Genomic DNA, 20,353 nt, shown 5'->3' with positions numbered 1-20,353 from the left:
CCCGCGAGGCGCGCAATGGCGAAGATGATCGTGACCGCGATCGGCTCGGCGGGCGACGTGCATCCGCTGCTCGGCGTCGCGCGCACGCTCGCGGCGCGCGGTCACGACGTCGTGTTCTGCACGCATGCGCCGTTCGAGGCGGCCGTGCGCCATTGCGGGTTCGAATTCGTGCCGATCGGCACCGCGGCCGACTACGAGGCCGCGATGGCGAACCCCGCGCTGTGGGATTCGCGCACGTCGTTCCGCACGCTGTGGCAGGTGATCGCGCCGACGCTGCGCCCGCATTACGACGCGCTGCGCGCGCGGGCCGACGGCGATACGGTGCTGGTCGGCACGCTGTGGGCGTTCTCCGCGCGCTTCATGCAGGAGTTGCACGGCACGCCGTACGTGTCGGTGCAGGTGTCGCCGTCGACGCTGCTGTCCGCGCATGCGCCGCCGACCCACCCGCGCCTGACGATTCCCGCGCGTTGGCCGCTGCCCGTGAAGGCGGCGCTGATGACGCTGATCGAGCGTCAGGTGCTCGATCGCACATGCGGCCCCGCGCTCAACGCGGTGCGCCGCGATCTCGGGCTCGCGCCGGCGCGGCGCGTGCTGGGCCGCTGGCTGCATTCGACTGACGGCGTGCTGTGCCTGTTTCCCGGCTGGTTCGCGCCGCCGCAGCCTGACTGGCCGTCGAATCATCTGCAAAGCGGTTTTCCGCTGTTCAACGATATTGCGACACCTGACGATGATGTGGCACTCGATGCGTTTCTCGCGGCCGGTGAGCCCCCGGTCGTGTTCACGGCCGGTTCGACACGCGTCGATCACGCGGCATACGCGCGCGCGGTGGCGGACGCGCTGCGCGCGACCGGCGCGCGCGGGATCCTGCTGACGCCGCACGATGCGGCGCCGGACGGCGACCGCTTGCTCGTGCGCCGCTTCGTGCCGATGCGCACGCTGCTGCCGCGCTGCCGCGCGCTCGTGCATCACGGCGGGATCGGCACGGCGGCGCTCGCGTTCGAAGCCGGGATCGCGCAGGTGGTTACACCGTTCGCGCACGACCAGTTCGACAACGCGCAACGGGTCGCCGTGAGCGGCTGCGGCGTGCGGGTCGACGGCCCGATCGACGGTGCGCGCCTCGGCGCGGCGCTTGCGCGCGTGCTCGGCGAACCCGCGTTTGCGGCGCACGCGGCGCGTACACGCGCACGGCTGGCGGCCGAACGCGACGGCTGCGACGCCGCCGCCGATTTCATCGAACGGTTCGCGCCTCCGCGCGGGCGGGCAGCTGCGCGGCCCGAAGTCGCGGTGGCCGGCGCATGAGCACCGCGTCGCCGCTTCACGACGGGCCCGTCACGCCGTCCGCGTTCGACGTGCCGGCCCCCGCGCCGGCCGCGCAGCCGGTGCGCGGCATCCGGCTCGCGCTGCTGACGTTCGCGCTGTCGCTCGCGACCTTCATCGAGGTGCTCGACTCCACCGTGACGAACGTCGCGGTACCGGCGATCTCCGGCAGTCTCGGCGTATCGAACAGCCAGGGCACGTGGGTGATCAGCTCGTATTCGGTCGCGGCCGCGATCGCGGTGCCGCTGACGGGCTGGCTCGCGCGCCGCGTCGGCGAATTGCGGCTGTTCGTCGGCGCAGTGCTGCTGTTCACGCTGACGTCGCTGCTGTGCGGCCTCGCGCGCGACCTGCACGTGCTCGTGATCTGCCGCGCGCTGCAGGGGCTGTGTTCGGGGCCGATGGTGCCGCTGTCGCAGACCATCCTGCTGCGCACGTTCCCGCCGAACAAACGCACGATCGCGCTCGCGTTGTGGGCGATGACGGTGCTGCTCGCGCCGATCTTCGGGCCGGTGGTGGGCGGCTGGATCGTCGACAACTTCTCGTGGCCGTGGATTTTCCTGATCAACCTGCCGATCGGGCTGTTCTCGTTCGCGGTCTGCACCGCGATGCTGCGCCCCGACGCGCAACGCGGCACGGCCGGCCCGATCGACGTGCCGGGCATCGTGCTGCTCGTGATCGGCGTCGGCTCGCTGCAGGCGATGCTCGATCTCGGCCACGATCGCGGCTGGTTCGGTTCGCCGCTGATCGTCACGCTGGCGGTGGTCGCGGGGCTCGCGATCGTGTCGCTGCTGATCTGGGAGGCGGGCGAAGCGCATCCCGTCGTCGACCTGAGCCTGTTTCGTGATCGCACGTTCTCGTTCTGCGTGCTGATCATCTCGCTCGGGATGATGAGCTTCTCGGTGGTCGGCGTCGTGTTCCCGCTGTGGATGCAGGCGGTGATGGGCTACAACGCGTTTCACGCGGGGCTCGCGACGGCGTCGCTCGGCGTGCTCGCGCTGGTGTTCTCGATCCTCGTCGGGCTGCATGCGCACCGCTTCGACGCGCGCGTGCTCGCGACCTTCGGTTTCCTCGTGTTCGCGGCCGTGCTCGCGTGGGATGCGCATTTCACGCTGAAGATGACGTTTGCGCAGATCGCCGCGCCGGGGTTGATCCAGGGGATCGGGCTGCCGTGCTTCTTCATTCCGCTGACGGCCGCGACGCTGTCGCGCATTCCGGACGACCGGCTCGCCGCCGCGTCGAGCCTGTCGAACTTCCTGCGCACGCTGTCGGCCGCGTTTGGCACCGCGATGAGCGTGACGCTGTGGGACAACCGCGCGACCTATCACTACGACGTCGTGTCGCAATCCGTCACGCACGCGTCGGCGAACACGCAGCGCTTCGTGCACACGCTGAACGCGATGGGCGTGGACGGCGTGCGCGAGCTGACGACGCTGCACCAGGTCGTGATGCAGCAGGCGTACATGATGGCGACCAACGACATGTTCTGGATGGCGAGCATGACGTGTCTCGCACTCGCGGCAATGATGTGGCTGACGCGGCCGAAGCGTGGCGCGGCGGCGTCGTTCGGGCATTGAGGAGAGGAACATGACGACACTCGGCGCACTCGTGATCCTGTATCACCCGAGCGATGCACAGCTCGACGCGCTTGGCGCCTGGCGGCACGCGTGCGACGCGCTGCTCGTCGTCGACAACACGCCGCAGCCCGATGCGCGAGCCCGCGAGCTGTGCGCGCGCGAGGGCATCGCGCTGCTGCATCACGGCAATCGCGGCGGCATTGCGGGCGCGTACAACGCAGGCCTCGCGGCGCTGTTTCGCGACCGCATCGATGCCGTCGCGCTGTTCGACCAGGATTCGTCCGTGCCCGCCGCGTTTTTTTCCGCGATGCGCGATGTCTGCGCAGGGCTCGCGGGGCGCGCGTTCCTGGCCGGCCCGCGCATTTTCGACGAGAACGCGCGCAGTTTCCTGCCGGAACTCTCGACCAACGGGATCGGGCTGCGTCGCCTGCGCATCGAGCCGGGTGCGCCGCTGCAGCGCTGCGCGTTCCTGATCTCGTCGGGCTGCGTCGTGTCGCGCGACGCCTTCGACGTGCTTGGCCGCTTCGACGAGACGCTGTTCATCGATCACGTCGACACCGAGTACAGCTTCCGCGCGCTCGCGCGCAACGTGCCGCTCTATGTCGTGCCGTCGCTGGTGTTGCCGCACCGGATCGGCGCGAAGCAGCGTCATGCGCTCGGCCCTTTCGAAATGACGTCGATGAATCACTCGTGGCAACGGCGCTACTACAGCGCGCGCAATGCGGTGCAGCTCGGGATGCAGTACGGGCTGCGCTTTCCGGTGGCGATCGTGCCGAACCTGCTGACCGTGTGGCAGGTCGTGCAGATCGCGCTCGTCGAACGCGACAAGCGCGCGAAGCTCGCCGGCATCCTGTACGGCATCGCGGACGGCCTGTTCGGCCGGCTCGGCCCGCTCGAACACACGCGGCCGCGTCTGGCCGCGCGTGCACAGCGCGTTCAGCAGCGCATTCAGCAGGGATGAGGGGCGCGATGGGGCGTGTGAAACAAGCAGCGGGTCTGGCGCGTAGCGTGAAGGGCGGTGCGTTGATCGGTGCTGCGGCGATGTCGCTGGCGTTGGGCGGATGCGTGCCGACGGGCTTCCTGCCGTCACTGTCGTTGCGCGCGCCGGCCGACGATGCGCTCGTGCATACGGCCGGCCCCGGCGTGAACGGTGCGTGGCCCGCGCCCGACTGGGTGAAGCAGTTGCAGGATCCGCAGCTCGATGCGCTGGTCGCCGAGGCATCGCAGAACAACCCCGACCTGCAGGTCGCGCAGGCGCGGCTGCGGATCGCGCAGGCCCAGCTTCAGCAGTTCGATTCGTTGACGGGGCTGACGGGCACGGCCGGCGCAACGGTCAGCCGTTCGCGGATGCCGAAGCCGGGCGACGACGTCGCGAACGTGTCGGTCGGCGGCTATCGCGTGCCGGTCGAGATTTTTGGTGATCCGAACGTATCGCCGTCGTCGGTGTTCGTCGGGCTCAACTACCAGCTCGACCTGTGGGGCAAGAACCGCGCCGCGACGAAGAGCCTGATGTCGCTGCGTGAAGCGGCGCGGGTCGAGGCCGAGCAGGTGCGGCTCACGCTGGCGGTCGCGATCGTCACCGTGTACTGCCAGCTCGACCAGGCGTATGCGACGCAGGACCTGCTGCAGCAGAAACTGCAGGTCAGCCAGCGCGTGACGACCGTGCTGCGCGAGCGTACCGCGCGCGGGCTCGACAACGCGTACGACGCGAGCGATGCATCGATCAAGCGCAGCAAGCTGCTCGCGCAGATCGCGCTGAACGAAGAGCAGATCAAGCTCGCGCAACTGCAGCTCGGCGTGCTGTCGGGTCGCGGCCCGGAGCGCGGGCTCGCGCTGCAGCGGCCGCGCGTCGGCGCATTTGCCGGCGGCGCGCTGCCCGCGCGGTTGCCGGCCGGTCTCCTGGGCCGCCGGCCCGACGTCGTCGCCGCACGGTTGCGCGTCGAAGCCGCGTTCGCGAATGCCGATTCGACGCGCGCGCAGTTCTATCCGGACGTGAACCTCGTCGCGCTCGGCGGCGTGTTCGCGCTGACGCCCGCGTCGCTGTTCTCGCGCGACGCGCTCGCCGGCTCCGTCGGCCCGGCGATCTCGCTGCCGATTTTCGATCGCGGCCGGCTGAAGGCGAAGCTCGGCGCGGATGTCGCACAGGCCGATGTCGCGATCGGGCTGTACAACAAGACCGTCGACGACGCGCTCGGTCAGGTCGCGCAGTTCGTCACGTCGCTGCAGACGTCGCAGACGCTCGTCGCGCAGCAACAGGACGCGGTCGCGGCCGCGCAAAAGATCGTGCAGATCGCGACCGACCGTCACCGGCGCGGCGTGCTGATGCAGAAGGACGTGGATGTCGCGGATCTCACGCTGATCGACGAGCGCGCGCAGATGATCGCGCTGCTCGGCCGGCAGCGCACGCTGCGGGTCGGGCTGATCGGCGCGTTGGGCGGCGGGTTCGATGCGGGCGCGACGGTCGCACAGGCGCAGGGCGTGCATCGGCCGCGTAGCGGGGCGGCGAAGCGAGGCGCTTCGAGCGCTGCACCCGCAGCGCCCGCCGTGGCGGCTGCGACCGTCACGACCACATCGACCACACCGCCCGCCGCCGCGACCGCGAGCCGATCGGCGGCGGGAGCCTCTACCGATGCGCGTGCGCAAAGCGCAGCCGTCCCGCAGGCCGTCGCCGCATCGAATGCGGGGGCCGCACGACGCGACGACATGGCACGCACGCCGGCCGTTGGCGCGACGCTTCGCGGCACCCCCGTTGCCGCGCGCACGGCGGCGGCGAACCCGGCGCCGGGCGCGTCGGTCATGCCGCCGATCCCCCTGTTCCAGCACGATCGTCTGATCGTTACGCAAAGCGACTGATGCACCACGACAACCTTCATACCGCCGCGCCGCCGGCCGCACTGAACGACCCGGCACTCGACGCGCGCCGCGCGACGCGCCGCAAGCGCTTCATCGTGTTCTTCGCGGTCGTGCTGGTGGCCGCGCTGGCATGGATCGCATACTGGCTGCTGAGCGATCGCTATTACGAAGACACCGACGACGCGTACGTTGCCGGCAGCATCGTCCAGGTTGCCGCGCAGATCCCGGGGTCGGTGACCGACGTCGTGGTCGCCGATACGCAGGCCGTGCGCGCCGGCCAGACGCTCGTGAAGCTCGACGACACCGAGGCGTCCGTCGCGTTCGCGCAGGCGAAGGCGCAGCTCGCGCAGGCCGTGCGGCAGTTCGCGAACGCAAAGATCTCGAACACGATGTACGTCGAGGCCGTGAACGCGCGGCGCGCCGACCTGTCGCTCGCACAGCGCGCGTTTGCCGCGCGCTCGGGCGCATCGGTGGAGATCGTCGCACCCGAGGAACTCGCACGTGCACGGGCGGCGGTCGCCGGTGCGCAGGCGAATCTCGCGGCCGCGCAGGCGCAGCTCGACGCGGCGCGCGCGCTCGGCAGCAAGCTGCCCGTCGACGAAAGCCCGGCCGTCGTGCAGGCAGCCGCGCAGTTCAAGCTCGCGTACCGCAACCTGAAGCGCACGACGATCGTCGCCCCCGTCGACGGCACGATCGGGCAGCGTTCGGTACAGGTCGGCCAGCAGGTCGGGCCCGGCGTGCCGTTGATGTCGATCGTGCAGCTCAACCAGCTGTGGATCGAGGCGAATTTCAAGGAAGGGCAGATCCGCCACATGCGCATCGGGCAGCCGGTCGAGGTCGTGTCGGATCTCTACGGTTCGCGCGTGACCTATCGCGGCCGCGTGCAGGGCTTCTCGGCGGGCACGGGCAGCGCGTTCTCGATGCTGCCGTCGCAGAACGCGGCCGGCAACTGGATCAAGGTCGTGCAGCGTGTGCCGGTCGTGATCGCGCTCGAGCCGCGCGAGCTCGCCGCGCATCCGCTGCGCGTCGGGCTGTCTATGCGTGCAACGGTCGACACGCGCGACCGCAACGGCCACGCGCTCGACAGCGAGCCGCCGACGCCGGCCGTCAGCACGCGCGTGCACGACGGGGTAGCGAGTGAGGCGGAAGCGGCGGCTGCTGCGATCATCCGCGAGAACGCCGGCGGCTGACCGCCCGCCGGTGCGCGATGTGCCGAATGCGTCGGCCGGGCCAAGGCCGAAAGATTCGAAAAAGGCATGCGCCGCGCCCGAAAATATCGTGCCCGATACCGGCGCAACGTCGCGTTGCACCGGGCTATGCTGTTGCGCAATCGGAACAGCAACGCGAATCGGAGGGACGTGTGTTCGACCTGTCAGGCAAGGTGGCCGTCATCACCGGAGGGGCGAGCGGGATCGGGCTCGGCATTGCGCACGGGATGGCCGAGGCCGGCGCGCGCGTCGTGCTCGTCGGCCGCGATGCCGGCAAGGGCGACGCGGCGCTCGCGTCGCTGCCGGGCGGCAGCGAACGCGGCACGTTCATCCAGGCGGACATCACGCAACGGGACGAATGCGTGCACGCCGTCGAGCAGGGCGAGCGGCATTTCGGCCGGCTGGACATTCTCGTGAACAACGCCGGGATGAACATCCGCAAGCAAGGGCATGAACTGACCGCCGACGAGTGGTATCGGATCATCGATACGAACCTGAGCGGCGCGCATTTCTGCGCGCAGGCCATTCACCCTGCATTCCGGCGCGCGGGCGGCGGCAAGATCGTCAATATCGGCTCGATGCTGTCGCTGTTCGGCACGACCTACGGCGCGGCCTACGCGGCGAGCAAGGGCGGGATCGTTCAGCTGGGCAAGGCGTGGGCCGTCGAATGGGCGCCGGACAACATCCAGGTCAATACGCTGCTGCCCGGCTGGATTGAAACCGAACTGATCGACGAAGCCAAGCGGCTGTTTCCGGATCTCGAACGCAGCGTGCTGGAACGCACGCCGTTGCGTCGCTGGGGCAAGCCGCGGGATCTGGCCGGTATTGCCGTCGCGCTGTGCGCGCCCGAGTGCGATTTCGTGACGGGCGCCGTCATTCCGGTAGACGGCGGCTATTCGGTGCAGGGATGACGGCCGCCTGAAGCCTTCCTGCGGCTCACCCGCCCGACTTTCGCATTTCCGCCATCGATGTCGGCCCCGTTCAAACGCGTGTCGCGTTTGAGACATCGGCGCCCCTGCCTCCCGGACTACTCTCGAACAGCACGTTGCGCGTGCGCCGCATTAGCCGGCGCGCCGCCGCGCCATCCAACGAGACATGGAGACAATACGATGAGCAGCAATCGAGGTGTCGTCTATCTTGGGCCGGGCCAGGTCGAAGTCCAGAAAATCGATTATCCGAAGATGGTCGATCCAAGCGGCCGCGCGATCGGCCACGGTGTGATCCTGAAAGTGGTCAGCACGAACATCTGCGGTTCCGACCAGCACATGGTGCGTGGCCGCACGACCGCGCCGGTCGGCCTCGTGCTCGGTCACGAGATCACGGGCGAGGTGGTCGAGATCGGCCGCGACGTCGAGACGCTGAAACTCGGCGATCTCGTGTCGGTGCCGTTCAACGTCGCTTGCGGCCGCTGTGCGATGTGCAAGGACACGCACACGGGCGTGTGCCTGAACGTGAACCCGTCGCGTGCCGGCGGCGCGTACGGCTACGTCGACATGGGCGGCTGGATCGGCGGCCAGGCCGAGTATGTGCTCGTGCCGTATGCCGATTTCAACCTGCTGAAATTCCCCGACCGCGATCAGGCGATGGCGAAGATCCGCGATCTGACCTGCCTGTCCGACATCCTGCCGACCGGCTATCACGGCGCGGTGAGCGCCGGCGTGAAGCCGGGCTCGACGGTCTATATCGCGGGCGCGGGCCCGGTCGGGATGGCGGCGGCCGCATCGGCGCGTTTGCTCGGCGCAGCCGTGACGATCGTCGGCGACATGAACGCGGAACGCCTCGCGCACGCGAAGGCGATGGGCTTCGAGACGGTCGACCTGTCGAAGGACGCATCGCTCGGCGAGCAGATCGAGCAGATTCTCGGCGTGCCCGAGATCGACTGTGCGGTCGACTGCGTCGGCTTCGAAGCGCACGGCCACGGTTCGTCGGGCCACTCGGAAGAGGCGCCCGCGACGGTGCTGAACTCGCTGATGGAAATCACGCGGCCGGCCGGTGCGATCGGCATCCCGGGCCTGTACGTGACGGACGATCCGGGCGCGAAGGACAAGGCCGCGCAGCACGGCAGCCTGAGCATCCGCTTCGGCCTCGGCTGGGCGAAGTCGCACTCGTTCTTCACGGGGCAGACCCCGGTGCTGAAGTACAACCGCAACCTGATGCAGGCGATCCTGTTCGACCGGCTGCCGATCGCGAAGATCGTCAACGTCGAAGTGATTTCGCTCGACCAGGCACCGGAAGGCTACAAGAAGTTCGACGGCGGCGCGCCGCGCAAATTCGTCATCGATCCGCACGGGTTGCTGGCGGCGTAATGCGCTAGCGTTCGACGCGCGCAGCGCGTCGTGCGAAACGGGCGGTGCCGGAAACGGGCCGCCCGTTTTTTGCTGTGGGGGCACGGGGAAGAGCCGGTCACGCGCACGTACCGCACGGGCCGGGACGCCGGCGTTCCCCGATCCCGGCCGCACGGAATTGCTGCGATATTCATCGTCCGTTCCCGTTCCCGACCCCACCGCCCGGCGGCGAATCCACGGATGGCCAAGTCACTTCCCTTCGCCGCGTTGCACACGTTCGTCGAAGTGGCGCGCTGCGGCAGCATGAGGTTTAGAAAAATGAAGCGACGGACGCGCATGCACGGACTGCGCATGCGCGCTCAATGGCCGCGATAGAGCTGCGCGATTTCCGTATTGCCGGCGGTGGTGGTACGTCGCGCATGTGCGGTGTGTGCGGTGTGCGCGCTCACACGGTGGAAGGCGCTGGCGCGATGCGCGGCGGCACTGCGACTGCCTTTCCACGCCGCCACACGAACCGTGGCGGCGGCATGCGACCGGTCGGATGCACGCATGGCCGGCGCGGCTCGCGCGACCGCCGTCCGTCCGGCGGATTCGCCGACATCCGGGCTGCCCGGTCGCGCGGCCGCCACTTGTGTTCCGTCAGTCGAATGAAACGGATAGGCGGGCGCCGGCAAGACCGGCAGCACGGGATCGTTCGACGCGTACGGGCCGGCATCACTCGCCGTCGCGCCCGATACATCCGAACCGCGACAAACCGGATCGGCCTTGCACGTCCGGTCGACCGTCACGTAGCCGCCGACCAGCAGCACGAGCGTCAGGATGCTCAGGATCGGCGCGCTCGATGCGCGCGGCCGCCGGAACGCCGCGTTGCGAAGCGTCCGCGCGATGCGTGACGACCACGTGTGAAAGGATGGCGCCGCGTGCGTGGCATGCGTGTCGTCCGATGCAACGCGAACCGGATCGAACGGCCAGTTCCGCTGGCCGCAAACGGGGCAGTGCTCGAGCGCGCGGAAGGCCACGAAGCCGCATTCCCTGCAGCGGCAACCGGCAGTGCGCCGCGCGTCGGCTCGTGCGCTCAGGAGCGCGCGCCAGTCATCGCGCGCGCGGATCGTCCGGTTGGGCAGGACTCGCATCGCTGGAAACGGGGCGGGGGGCCGTCAACGACGCGAACGTTCGCCGGTCGACATGGCGCTTTCCTGCAAGGCAACCGGTCGGCCCATGCCGGAATCCGCCGGAGCGTGCGTCGTCGACGGTCGTGCGCATGCGGTGCTCATCGGGTTCTCCGTGACGTCGGGTGGGCGGAACACGTTCGTCCGCGCTGACCTTCCGCTTCATTCTTGGTCGTCGGCGTGTGAAACGCAAGGCGCAAACAGACCATCGCGATTCGCACGTTCCGCGCTAGCCGTCCTGCCGCTGCCGGGCCGCGAGCGTCCCGATAGTCTGCATCGCGTGCTCGACGGCCGGCGTCCATGGCCGGCCGTAATTGAGCCGAAGATAGCGGCGGAATCCGCCGGTCGCGGAAAAGATCGGCCCCGGCGCGATGCTGACGCCGCTTTCCATCGCATCGCCGAACAGGTGCATCGCATCGACGCGCGGCGGCAGCTCGATCCACAGGAAATACCCGCCGCGCGGCGCGAACACTTCGGTGCCGTCCGGAAAATACGCGCGCACGGCCGCCAGCATCTGCGCCTGGTGCGCGGCGAGGTTGCGGCGCAGCTTGCGCAGGAAGCGGTCGTACGTGCCGTCGCGCAGGTAGTTCGAAATCGCCATCTGCGCGGGCACGTCGGCCGCCGGCGCGCTCGCGCCTTTTGCCTGACTGACCTGCCGGACGTAGCGCCCGGCCGCGACCCAGCCGATCCGGAATCCGGGCGCGAGGCATTTCGAGAACGAACCGCAATGCAGGACGAGCCCGCTGTCGTCATACAGTTTGGCCGGCCGCGTGGGTACCGTCCCGAAATGCAGTTCGCCATAGACGTCATCTTCGATCAGCGGCACGCCGCGTGCCGCGAGCAGGTCGATCAGCGCGCGCTTGCGCTCGTCGGTCAGCGTCGCGCCGGTCGGGTTGTGGAACGACGTCATGAACCAGCACGCCCGCACCGGATGCGTGTCGAGCGCTGTCTCGAGCGCGTCGAGATCGAGGCCGGTGCGCGGGTCGACCGGAATCTCGACGGCCTTCAGGTGCAGGCGCTGCACGGCCTCCAGCACCGCGTGGAACGCCGGTCGTTCGATCGCGACGATATCGCCCGGGCGGGTCAGTGCCTGCAGGCTGAGCGTCAGCGCTTCGAGCGCGCCGGTCGTGATGACGATCTCGTCCATCGGCAACGCCGCGCCTGCCTTCAGGTAGCGCAGCGCGATCTGGCGGCGTAGCGCCTCGTGGCCCGGCGGCAAGCCGGACAGCAGCGCCGTGCGATCCATGTTGCGGGCCGCCGATGCCATCGCGCGCCACAGGCTGCTCATCGGGAACAGCGAATAACTGGCGAAGGCCGAGCCGAGCGGAACGATGTCCTCGCATTTGAGGGAGTCGAGCAGGCGAAACAGCGCACCGTCGTTGCCGGTCGGCGCGGTGGCCGGCTTGCGTGGCGGTTCGTGGCCGAAGCGCACGTGCTTGTCTTCGAGGTTCGCAACGAAATAACCGGAGCGCGCCCGCGCGACGATCAGACCCTCGCCTTCGAGCGCGTAGTACGCGCGAAATACGGTGGACGGGCTCACGCCATACGCGCGACATGCCGCGCGCACGGTGGGGATGCGCGTACCGGCCGCGAGGTCGCCGCGCCGGATCGCGTCGGCGATCGTTCGTGCGAGCACCGCGTATCGCTTCATGCCAGCCTCCGGTGGATCGGGGCCTTGCCGAAAAAGAGTAGCACGGCACCCGTCGCGTGCAAGCGCGCCCCCAATTGCTGATCCGCATGTTTTTGCCGGGCTCTGATTCTTTTCTTTCGTCTGACGAGCGGGCATTCTCTCGGGCAATCCTCGTTCCCGATGTCCGACCGATACGGAATCGACGCTGCCCGACGGCGGATCCGTGGCCTGCGCGCCCTGCGCGGGACCTTTTCTGCGGCGTCCCAACCTTACCCGGAAGCATTCAGCGTGAATTCGAAGACTCTCGTCGCCGGCCTTGTGGCCGGCATCGCCCTCAACCTGTCGAGCGGCATTGCAACGGCCGCCTGCATCAGCAATCCCGCCGCCCAGCCCAACGCGACGTTTCCCGCCGCACTCACCGGCAAGCTCGTCTATCACAGCTACGTGAAGTACGGCGACGGCACGAGCCAGCTGTTCCTCTACGACTTCTCGGCCCATACGCTGACGCAACTGAGCAAGAGCACGTGGGGCATCACCGATCCGATGAACGGCGTGTTCAGCCCCGACGGCAAGTGGCTCGCGTTCATGGGCATCAGCAACGGCGCATGGAACGTGTTCATGCTGCAGCTCGGCGCCGGCACGCCGCCCGTCAACCTGACCAACAGCACGGGCGCCACGCGCAACGAGGATCCGAAATTCAGCGCGGACGGCAAGACCCTCGTGTTCAAGCAGAACGGCGACGTCAAGCAGGCGACGCTGTCGTACACGAGCGCGGGCCCGGTGTTCACGTCGGTCGTGAGCCTGACGAACGCGCCGGCCGGTGCCGAGTACTCAATGCCGTTCCTCGCGCCCGATTCGAGCGCCGTGTACTACGCGACGGGCACCGGCGCGAACATGGGGCTGATGAAGCGCACGCTCGCAACCGGCGCGACCGCGGTGTTCGACGATCCGGCCGGCCTGCAGACGTATTACCCGATCGTGCGCGCGGACGGCACGGTGTTCTACGCGCGCTGGAAGGACACGAGCCAGCTCGACCAGATCTATACGAAGACGGCGGACCCGGCATCGACGCCGAATCAGCTGGCGATCAACGACTGCATCAGCAACAACTCGGACCCGGCGCCGGTGAGCGGCACGAACTACGCGTTCTTCTCGTCGACGACGGCGGGCGGCTATCAGCTCTACGTCGGTGACGTGACGACCGGCCAGCGCTGGAGCCTGTCGCAGTTCGGCGTGAATGCCGACACGACGAAGGCCAAGCTCGGGTCGAGCTATTACGGCGGCCCGGCCGCCGCGCAGCCGGTGCTGCTGTCGCAAGGGCGTCCGGCTGCCGCGTCGGCGAGCTACAACGCATCGTTCACGCCCGACAAGGCGTTCGACGGCAACACCACGGGCACGCGCTGGGATTCGCCGGAAGGCGCCGGTGTCGGTTCGCAATGGATCTCCGTCGATCTCGGCGCGGTGAAGCACATCGATCACGTCGATCTGTACTGGGATGCGGGCGCGCTCGTTTATCAGATCCAGACGTCGAACGACAACGTCAACTGGACGACGATCTATTCGACGAGCAACGGCGTTTCATATACCCACGTCACGCTGCCGAATCTCAACGGCAGCGGTCGTTACGTGCGGATGTTCGGCACGCAGCGCGCGACGCAGTGGGGTTACTCGCTCTACGAAATGCAGGTGTGGGGATCGTAAGCGCAAAGAAAAAACGGCCTTCAAGGCCGTTTTTTTTCATGCGTCAATCGCGATGACGCCTACGCGTGCAGCACATGGGCCGGGAAGGCGGGGCTGGCGCTCGCTGCTCCCTGCGCAAGCGGCGCGACCTGCTTGCGGCGCTCGCGGGTCGGCGCGACGCCGAACGCGTCGCGATAGCTCTTGCTGAAATGGCAAGCCGACTGGAATCCGCACGCCATCGTGATGTGCATGATCGACATGTCGGTCTGCAGCAGCAGTTCGCGCGCACGGCGCAGCCGCAGCGTCAGGTAGTAGTGCGTCGGCGTCATGCCGAGGTGTTCGCGGAACAGGCGCTGCAGTTGCCGCTGCGACATGTTCGCGAGCCGTGCGAGCTCTTCGCGCGACAGCGGCTCCTCGATGTTGTTCTCCATCAGCGAAATCACTTCGAACAGCGACTTGTTCGCCGAGCCGAGGCGCGCGACGAGCGGCATGCGTTGCTGCGCGCTCGTGTCGCGCACGTGTTCGACGATGAACTGCTCGGCGATCTGCGTGACGCGCGCGGTGCCCACGCGCGCGGCGATCAGGTTCAGCATCATGTCGAGCGGCGCGACGCCGCCCGTGCACGTGATGCGGTCGCGATCGATCACGAACAGTTCCTTCAGGAAGCGCGTGTCCGGAAACTCTTCCTTCAGCGCCGACATGTTCTCCCAGTGGATCGCGCACGCGTAGCCCGCGAGCAGGCCCGACTTCGCGAGCGCATAGGTGCCCGTGCACAGGCTGCCGAGCGGGATGCCCGCGCGCGCGAAGCGGCGCAGTGTCGACAGATGGGCCGGCGTGGTCGCGCGCTGCACGTCGACGCCGCCGCACACGAACACGATGTCGGGCTGCCCCACGCATTCGGCCGGGCCCGTGTCGACCGTCAGGCCGTTGCTCGCGGTGACCGGGCCGCCGTCCGGGCTGATGACCGACCAGCGGTAGAGCGGCTGGCCGCTCAGGTAGTTCGCCATCCGAAGCACCTCGATCGCATTGGTGAACGCGATCATCGTGAAATTCGGTAACGGCATGAACGCGAAGTGGGACAGCGACGCTGTGCGGTCGGGCGACATGGGGAGCTTCCTGGAATCTCTAATAGCTATAGGCCCGGGGCACGGATCGGGCTGCGGTATTGTGTGAGCCAGCGCAACAAGCGTGCCATACGGCTAAACCCTAGCTCCATACGTTGTCTGGGTGTAAGGCCGATGTTGCACTGCACCGTATCCGGGAGGCGCCGCACTCCGAACGGGCGGCAAACGCACTGCCCGTGTGCGTATCCATAGGTGAACAGTCCGCACGGTTTTGCTTGGTCATCCGAAAAAGCACGACCGGTCACTTGTATAAAACGGACGCCGATGTCGGAAAAGGCAAAGAACGCGTCTAAATTCATCAATCCGCCGAAAATCCGAACGACAAGAATAGAGCCGTCGGCAGCCTTGTACGGGACGAGCGGGAAACCCAGGCAGGGCGGGCCTTGAGCTTCGGTTTCAGCCCCTTATTCCTCGTCACGGACGCACTATGTCGAACACCCAGCCTTTCTTCTCGCAGCCCCTTGCCGAGCGCGACGCCCCGGTGCGCAGCGCCATCCTGAAGGAACTCGAGCGTCAGCAGTCGCAGGTCGAGCTGATCGCGTCGGAAAACATCGTGTCGCGTGCCGTGCTCGAGGCGCAGGGCTCGGTGCTGACCAACAAGTACGCGGAAGGCTATCCCGGCAAGCGCTACTACGGCGGCTGCGAGTTCGCGGACGAAGTCGAGGCGCTGGCGATCGAGCGTGTGAAGCAGATCTTCAACGCCGGCTATGCAAACGTGCAGCCGCACTCGGGCGCGCAGGCGAACGGCTCGGTCATGCTCGCGCTGGCCAAGCCGGGCGACACGGTGCTCGGCATGTCGCTGGACGCCGGTGGCCACCTGACGCACGGCGCGAAGCCGGCGCTGTCGGGCAAGTGGTTCAACGCGGTGCAGTACGGCGTGAACCGCGACACGATGCGGATCGACTACGACCAGGTCGAAGCACTCGCGCACGAGCACAAGCCGAACCTGATCATCGCCGGCTTCTCGGCGTACCCGCGCGCGCTCGACTTCGCGCGCTTCCGCGCGATCGCCGACAGCGTCGGCGCAAAGCTGATGGTCGACATGGCGCACATCGCCGGCGTGATCGCCGCGGGCCGCCATGCGAACCCGGTCGAGCATGCGCACGTCGTCACGTCGACCACCCACAAGACGCTGCGCGGCCCACGCGGCGGCTTCGTGCTGACCAACGACGAAGACATCGCGAAGAAGATCAACTCGGCCGTGTTCCCCGGCCTGCAGGGTGGCCCGCTGATGCACGTGATCGCCGGCAAGGCCGTCGCGTTCGGCGAAGTGCTGCATGCGGACTTCAAGACCTACATCGACAACGTGCTCGCGAACGCGCAGGCGCTCGGCGAAGTGCTGAAGGCGGGCGGCGTCGATCTCGTCACGGGCGGCACCGACAACCACCTGCTGCTGGTCGACCTGCGCCCGAAGGGCCTGAAGGGCGCGCCGGTCGAGCAGGCGCTGGAACGCGCCGGCATCACCTGCAACAAGAACGGCATCCCATTCGACACCGAGAAGCCGACCGTCACGTCGGGCATCCGCCTCGGCACGCCGGCCGGCACGACGCGCGGCTTCGGCGTCGCGGAGTTCCGCGAAGTGGGTCGCCTGATCCTGGAAGTGTTCGACGCGCTGCGCGCAAACCCGGAAGGCGACCACGCGACCGAACAGCGCGTGCGCCGCGAGATCTTCGCGTTGTGCGAACGCTTCCCGATCTACTGATCCGACCGACCCGACAATACTGGAGCAACACATGAGCACGCTGCATCAAGACAGCATCATCATCGACGGGCTGAACATCTCGAAGTTCGAGAAGCCGGTGTTCGAAGACATGCGCCGTGGCGGCATCACGGCCGCGAACTGCACGGTGTCGGTCTGGGAGAACTTCACGAAGACCGTCGACAACATCGGCGTGATGAAGAAGAAGATCCGCGACAACAGCGAGCTGCTGACGCTGGTGCGCACGACGGAAGACATCTTCCGCGCGAAGAAAGAAGACAAGACCGGCGTGATCCTCGGCTTCCAGAACGCGCATGCGTTCGAGGACAACATCGGCTACATCGAAGCGTTCGCCGACATGGGCGTGCGCGTCGTGCAGCTCTGCTACAACACGCAGAACCTGGTCGGCACCGGTTGCTACGAGCGTGACGGCGGCCTGTCGGACTTCGGCCGCGAAGTGATCACCGAAATGAACCGTGTCGGCATCATGGTCGACCTGTCGCACGTGGGCGGCAACACGTCGTCGGAAGCGATCGCGTTCTCGAAGAAGCCGGTGTGCTACTCGCACTGCCTGCCGTCGGGCCTGAAGGAGCATCCGCGCAACAAGAGCGACGAACAGCTGAAGGAGATCGCCGATGCAGGCGGCTTCGTCGGCGTGACGATGTTCGCGCCGTTCCTGAAGCGCGGGATCGAAGCGAACATCGACGACTACATCGAGGCGATCGACTACGTCGTGAACCTGATCGGCGAGGACGCGGTCGGCATCGGCACGGATTTCACGCAGGATTACGCGAAGGAATTCTTCGACATGCTGACGCATGACAAGGGCCGCTATCGCCAGCTGACGAACTTCGGCAAGGTGATCAACCCGGACGGCATCCGCACGATCGGCGAATTCCCGAACCTGACCGCGGCGATGGAACGCCACGGCTGGAAGGAGTCGCGTATCCGCAAGATCATGGGCGAGAACTGGGTGCGCGTGTTCAAGGACGTGTGGGGCGCGTAAGCGCCGCGAACGCCGAACCACCGCCAGCGATTCAACATTAAAAGAAATCGGGACGTGCCCGCGCAAGCCGCGTGGGCGCGCGGACGATGTCGCGCCTGCGCACTGAGCCGCGCGGCCAATTTCCTCACGGAGTCACCACGATGCAACCGCAACTGCCGATCAACGTCGATCCCGATACCGGCGTCTGGACCACCGACGCGCTGCCGATGCTGTACGTGCCGCGTCATTTCTTCACGAACAACCACGTTGCGGTCGAGGAAGCGCTCGGCGTCGACGCGTATGCCGAGATCCTCTACAAGGCCGGCTACAAGTCCGCTTACCACTGGTGCGACAAGGAAGCCAAGCTGCACGGCCTGACCGGCATGGCCGTGTTCGAGCACTACCTGAAGCGCCTGTCGCAACGCGGCTGGGGCCTGTTCTCGATCATCGAGGCCGATCCGGCCAGCGCGCGCGCCAGGATCGAGCTGCGCCACTCGTCGTTCGTGCTCCAGCAGCCGGGCAAGGAAGGCAAGCTCTGCTACATGTTCGCGGGCTGGTTTGCCGGCGCGATGGACTGGGTCAACGACACGACGCCGGAAGGCAAGGGCGCACCGCGTTCGCAATCGAAGGAAGTGCAGTGCGCGGCCGAACATCACGACCACTGCGTCTTCGAAGTGTCGCCGATCGCGCACTGACGCACTGATTCACCGCAACAGAACAACACCCGCAACACGAGACATTCGAACGCCAGAGGTCGCCAGCGATGCGTTATCCCCACCTGTTCAAACCCATGCAGCTGAACCAGCTGACGCTGCGCAACCGGATCGTCAGCACCGCGCATGCGGAGGTGTATGCCGAGCCGGGCGGCCTGCCGGGCGACCGCTATATCCGCTACTACGAAGAAAAGGCGAAGGGCGGCGTGGGCCTCGCGATCTGCGGCGGGTCGAGCCCGGTGTCGATCGACAGCCCGCAGGGCTGGTGGAAATCGGTGAACCTGTCGACCGACAAGATCATCGATCCGCTCACGCGCCTCGCCGACACGATGCACAAGCACGGCGCGAAGATCATGATCCAGGCGACGCACATGGGCCGTCGCTCGTCGTTCCACGGCGAGCACTGGCCGCACCTGATGTCGCCGTCGGGCGTGCGCGAACCCGTGCACCGCGGCAACGCGAAGATCATCGAGATCGAGGAAATCCGCCGCATCATCGGCGATTTCGCGGCAGCCGCGAAGCGCGTGAAGGCAGCGGGCATGGACGGCATCGAGATCTCGGCCGCTCACCAGCACCTGATCGACCAGTTCTGGAGCAAGCGTTCGAACCACCGCACCGACGAGTGGGGCGGCAGCCTGGAGAACCGCCTGCGCTTCGGCATCGAGGTGCTGACGGCCGTGCGCGAGGCGGTGGGCAAGGATTTCTGCGTCGGCCTGCGCATGTGCGGCGACGAATTCCACGAGGACGGCCTCGATCACGAAGCGCTGAAGGAAATCGCACAGGCGATGTCGGAGACGGGCCTGATCGACTACCTGAGCGTGGTCGGCTCGGGCGGCGACACACACAACACGATCGCCAACTGCATGCCGCCGATGGCATTGCCGCCGGAGCCGTTCGTGCACCTCGCGGCCGGCATCAAGTCGGTGGTGAAGATTCCGGTGATGCACGCGCAGAGCATCCGCGATGCGGGCCAGGCCGAGCGCCTGCTCGCCACCGGCATGATCGACCTGGTCGGCATGACGCGCGCGCAGATCGCCGATCCGCACATGGTGATCAAGATCCGCGACGGCCGCGAAGACGAAATCAAGCAGTGCGTCGGCGCGAACTACTGCATCGACCGCCAGTACAACGGCCTCGACGTGCTGTGCATCCAGAACGCGGCCACCTCACGCGAAGCGACGATGCCGCACATCATCGAGAAGTCGCGCGGCCCGAAGCGCAAGGTCGTCGTGGTGGGCGCGGGCCCGGCGGGCCTCGAGGCGGCGCGCGTCGCGAAGCTGCGCGGCCACGACGTCGTGCTGTTCGAGAAGAACGCGGAAGTGGGCGGGCAGGTGATGATCGCCGCGAAGGCGCCGCAGCGCGAACAGATGTCGGGGATCATCCGCTGGTTCGACATGGAAACGAAGCGCCTGGGCGTCGACCGCCGTCTCGGCGTGGCCGCCGACGAGAAGATGATCATGGCCGAGAAGCCGGACATCGTCGTGCTCGCCACAGGCGGGTCGAGCTTCACGTGGCAGGTGCCGGGCTGGGGCGTGGCCGACGGGCTCGCCGTCAGCTCGTGGGACATCCTGACCGGCAAGGTCGAGCCGAAGCAGAACGTGCTGCTGTTCGACGGCGTGAGCACGCACGCGGGCGCGGGCGTGGCCGACTTCATGGCGAGCCGCGGCTCGAAGGTCGAGGTCGTCACGCCGGACGTGAAGGTCGCCGACGATTGCGGCGGCACGACGTTCCCGATCTTCTATCGCCGCCTGTATGCGTTCGGCGTGATCCCGACGCCGAACACGATGCTCGATCGCGTCTATCAGGAGGACGGCAAGATGATTGCCGTGCTGCGCAACGAGTACACGGAAGAACTGGAAGAGCGCGCGGTCGACCAGGTGGTGATCGAAAACGGTTCGTCGCCGAACGACGAGCTGTACTGGAAGCTCAAGCCGGAATCGGTGAACCGCGGCCAGATCGATCCGCACACGCTGTTCGCGGCGGAGCCGCAGCCGTGCCTGTCGGAAGAACTCGGCAACGGCCGTTTCCTGCTGTTCCGTGTCGGCGACTGCATCTCGATGCACAACGTCCACGGTGCGATCTACGACTCGCTGCGTCTCGTGAAGGATTTCTAAAA

General features: G+C 67.4%; 15 protein-coding genes. 12 read left to right on the top strand and 3 right to left on the bottom strand.

Annotated features, from left to right (window positions below; all coding sequences use genetic code 11):
• Positions 1-15: 15 nt before the first annotated feature.
• From HAV18_RS35900 to fdhA, 7 genes are all read left to right on the top strand, one after another.
• The gene (locus HAV18_RS35900; protein ID WP_166965281.1) at positions 16-1,299 is read left to right on the top strand and encodes a glycosyltransferase; all 1,284 of its coding nucleotides are present in this window, start codon (positions 16-18) and stop codon (positions 1,297-1,299) included.
• A complete protein-coding gene (locus HAV18_RS35895) occupies positions 1,296-2,891 on the top strand; it encodes a DHA2 family efflux MFS transporter permease subunit (RefSeq protein WP_166965279.1) in 1,596 nt (531 codons plus the stop codon). Before HAV18_RS35900 ends, HAV18_RS35895 begins: the two co-directional genes overlap by 4 nt.
• Positions 2,892-2,901: 10 nt before the next feature.
• Entirely contained in the window at positions 2,902-3,852 is a 951-nt protein-coding gene (locus tag HAV18_RS35890) for a glycosyltransferase family 2 protein (RefSeq protein WP_166965277.1), read from the top strand.
• A gap of 8 nt (positions 3,853-3,860) precedes the next feature.
• On the top strand, positions 3,861-5,744 hold the full coding sequence (locus HAV18_RS35885) for an efflux transporter outer membrane subunit (RefSeq protein WP_166965275.1): 1,884 nt from the start codon (positions 3,861-3,863) through the stop codon (positions 5,742-5,744).
• A complete protein-coding gene (locus HAV18_RS35880) occupies positions 5,744-6,934 on the top strand; it encodes an efflux RND transporter periplasmic adaptor subunit (protein WP_166965273.1) in 1,191 nt (396 codons plus the stop codon). Before HAV18_RS35885 ends, HAV18_RS35880 begins: the two co-directional genes overlap by 1 nt.
• A 170-nt stretch (positions 6,935-7,104) precedes the next feature.
• Positions 7,105-7,863, top strand: a complete 759-nt coding sequence (locus HAV18_RS35875; protein WP_166965271.1) for a glucose 1-dehydrogenase — start codon at positions 7,105-7,107, stop codon at positions 7,861-7,863.
• A gap of 198 nt (positions 7,864-8,061) precedes the next feature.
• The gene (gene fdhA / locus HAV18_RS35870) at positions 8,062-9,258 is read left to right on the top strand and encodes a formaldehyde dehydrogenase, glutathione-independent (RefSeq protein WP_060323241.1); all 1,197 of its coding nucleotides are present in this window, start codon (positions 8,062-8,064) and stop codon (positions 9,256-9,258) included.
• A 338-nt stretch (positions 9,259-9,596) separates the two neighbouring features.
• On the opposite strand, the gene HAV18_RS35865 is transcribed toward fdhA, so the two are convergent.
• Complete coding sequence (locus HAV18_RS35865; RefSeq protein ID WP_166965269.1) at positions 9,597-10,370, bottom strand: hypothetical protein; 774 nt, start codon at positions 10,368-10,370, stop codon at positions 9,597-9,599.
• 265 nt (positions 10,371-10,635) lie between these two features.
• Positions 10,636-12,057 carry a PLP-dependent aminotransferase family protein gene (locus HAV18_RS35860; RefSeq protein ID WP_166965267.1) on the bottom strand — a complete coding sequence of 474 codons (1,422 nt, stop codon included), beginning with the start codon at positions 12,055-12,057 and terminating at the stop codon, positions 10,636-10,638.
• 267 nt (positions 12,058-12,324) lie between these two features.
• On the opposite strand from HAV18_RS35860, the gene HAV18_RS35855 reads away from it, so the two are divergent.
• On the top strand, positions 12,325-13,737 hold the full coding sequence (locus HAV18_RS35855) for a discoidin domain-containing protein (protein ID WP_166965265.1): 1,413 nt from the start codon (positions 12,325-12,327) through the stop codon (positions 13,735-13,737).
• Between the two features lie 59 nt (positions 13,738-13,796).
• Here HAV18_RS35855 and HAV18_RS35850 read toward each other — a convergent pair whose 3' ends face one another.
• The gene (locus tag HAV18_RS35850; protein ID WP_089462147.1) at positions 13,797-14,822 is read right to left on the bottom strand and encodes a GlxA family transcriptional regulator; all 1,026 of its coding nucleotides are present in this window, start codon (positions 14,820-14,822) and stop codon (positions 13,797-13,799) included.
• Positions 14,823-15,267: 445 nt separating this feature from the next.
• Between HAV18_RS35850 and HAV18_RS35845 the strand changes: the two genes are divergently transcribed.
• The 4 genes from HAV18_RS35845 to HAV18_RS35830 all read left to right on the top strand — a co-directional run bounded on the left by HAV18_RS35845 (position 15,268) and on the right by HAV18_RS35830 (position 20,351).
• Positions 15,268-16,542, top strand: a complete 1,275-nt coding sequence (locus HAV18_RS35845) for a serine hydroxymethyltransferase (protein WP_059239231.1) — start codon at positions 15,268-15,270, stop codon at positions 16,540-16,542.
• A gap of 31 nt (positions 16,543-16,573) precedes the next feature.
• Positions 16,574-17,545 (top strand): dipeptidase, encoded by a 972-nt coding sequence (locus tag HAV18_RS35840; protein WP_021160631.1) that lies wholly within the window; start codon positions 16,574-16,576, stop codon positions 17,543-17,545.
• 140 nt (positions 17,546-17,685) lie between these two features.
• Complete coding sequence (locus tag HAV18_RS35835; RefSeq protein WP_166965263.1) at positions 17,686-18,219, top strand: DUF5943 domain-containing protein; 534 nt, start codon at positions 17,686-17,688, stop codon at positions 18,217-18,219.
• Between the two features lie 68 nt (positions 18,220-18,287).
• A complete protein-coding gene (locus tag HAV18_RS35830; RefSeq protein ID WP_166965261.1) occupies positions 18,288-20,351 on the top strand; it encodes an NADH:flavin oxidoreductase in 2,064 nt (687 codons plus the stop codon).
• Positions 20,352-20,353 lie beyond the last annotated feature (2 nt).

Origin of the sequence: Burkholderia sp. D-99, from assembly GCF_011605345.1 — a bacterium.
In the GTDB taxonomy this organism is placed as follows: Bacteria; Pseudomonadota; Gammaproteobacteria; order Burkholderiales; family Burkholderiaceae; genus Burkholderia.
The sequence above is the reverse complement of the archived record's forward strand: the minus strand, read 5'-3'. Positions and strand labels throughout refer to the sequence as shown.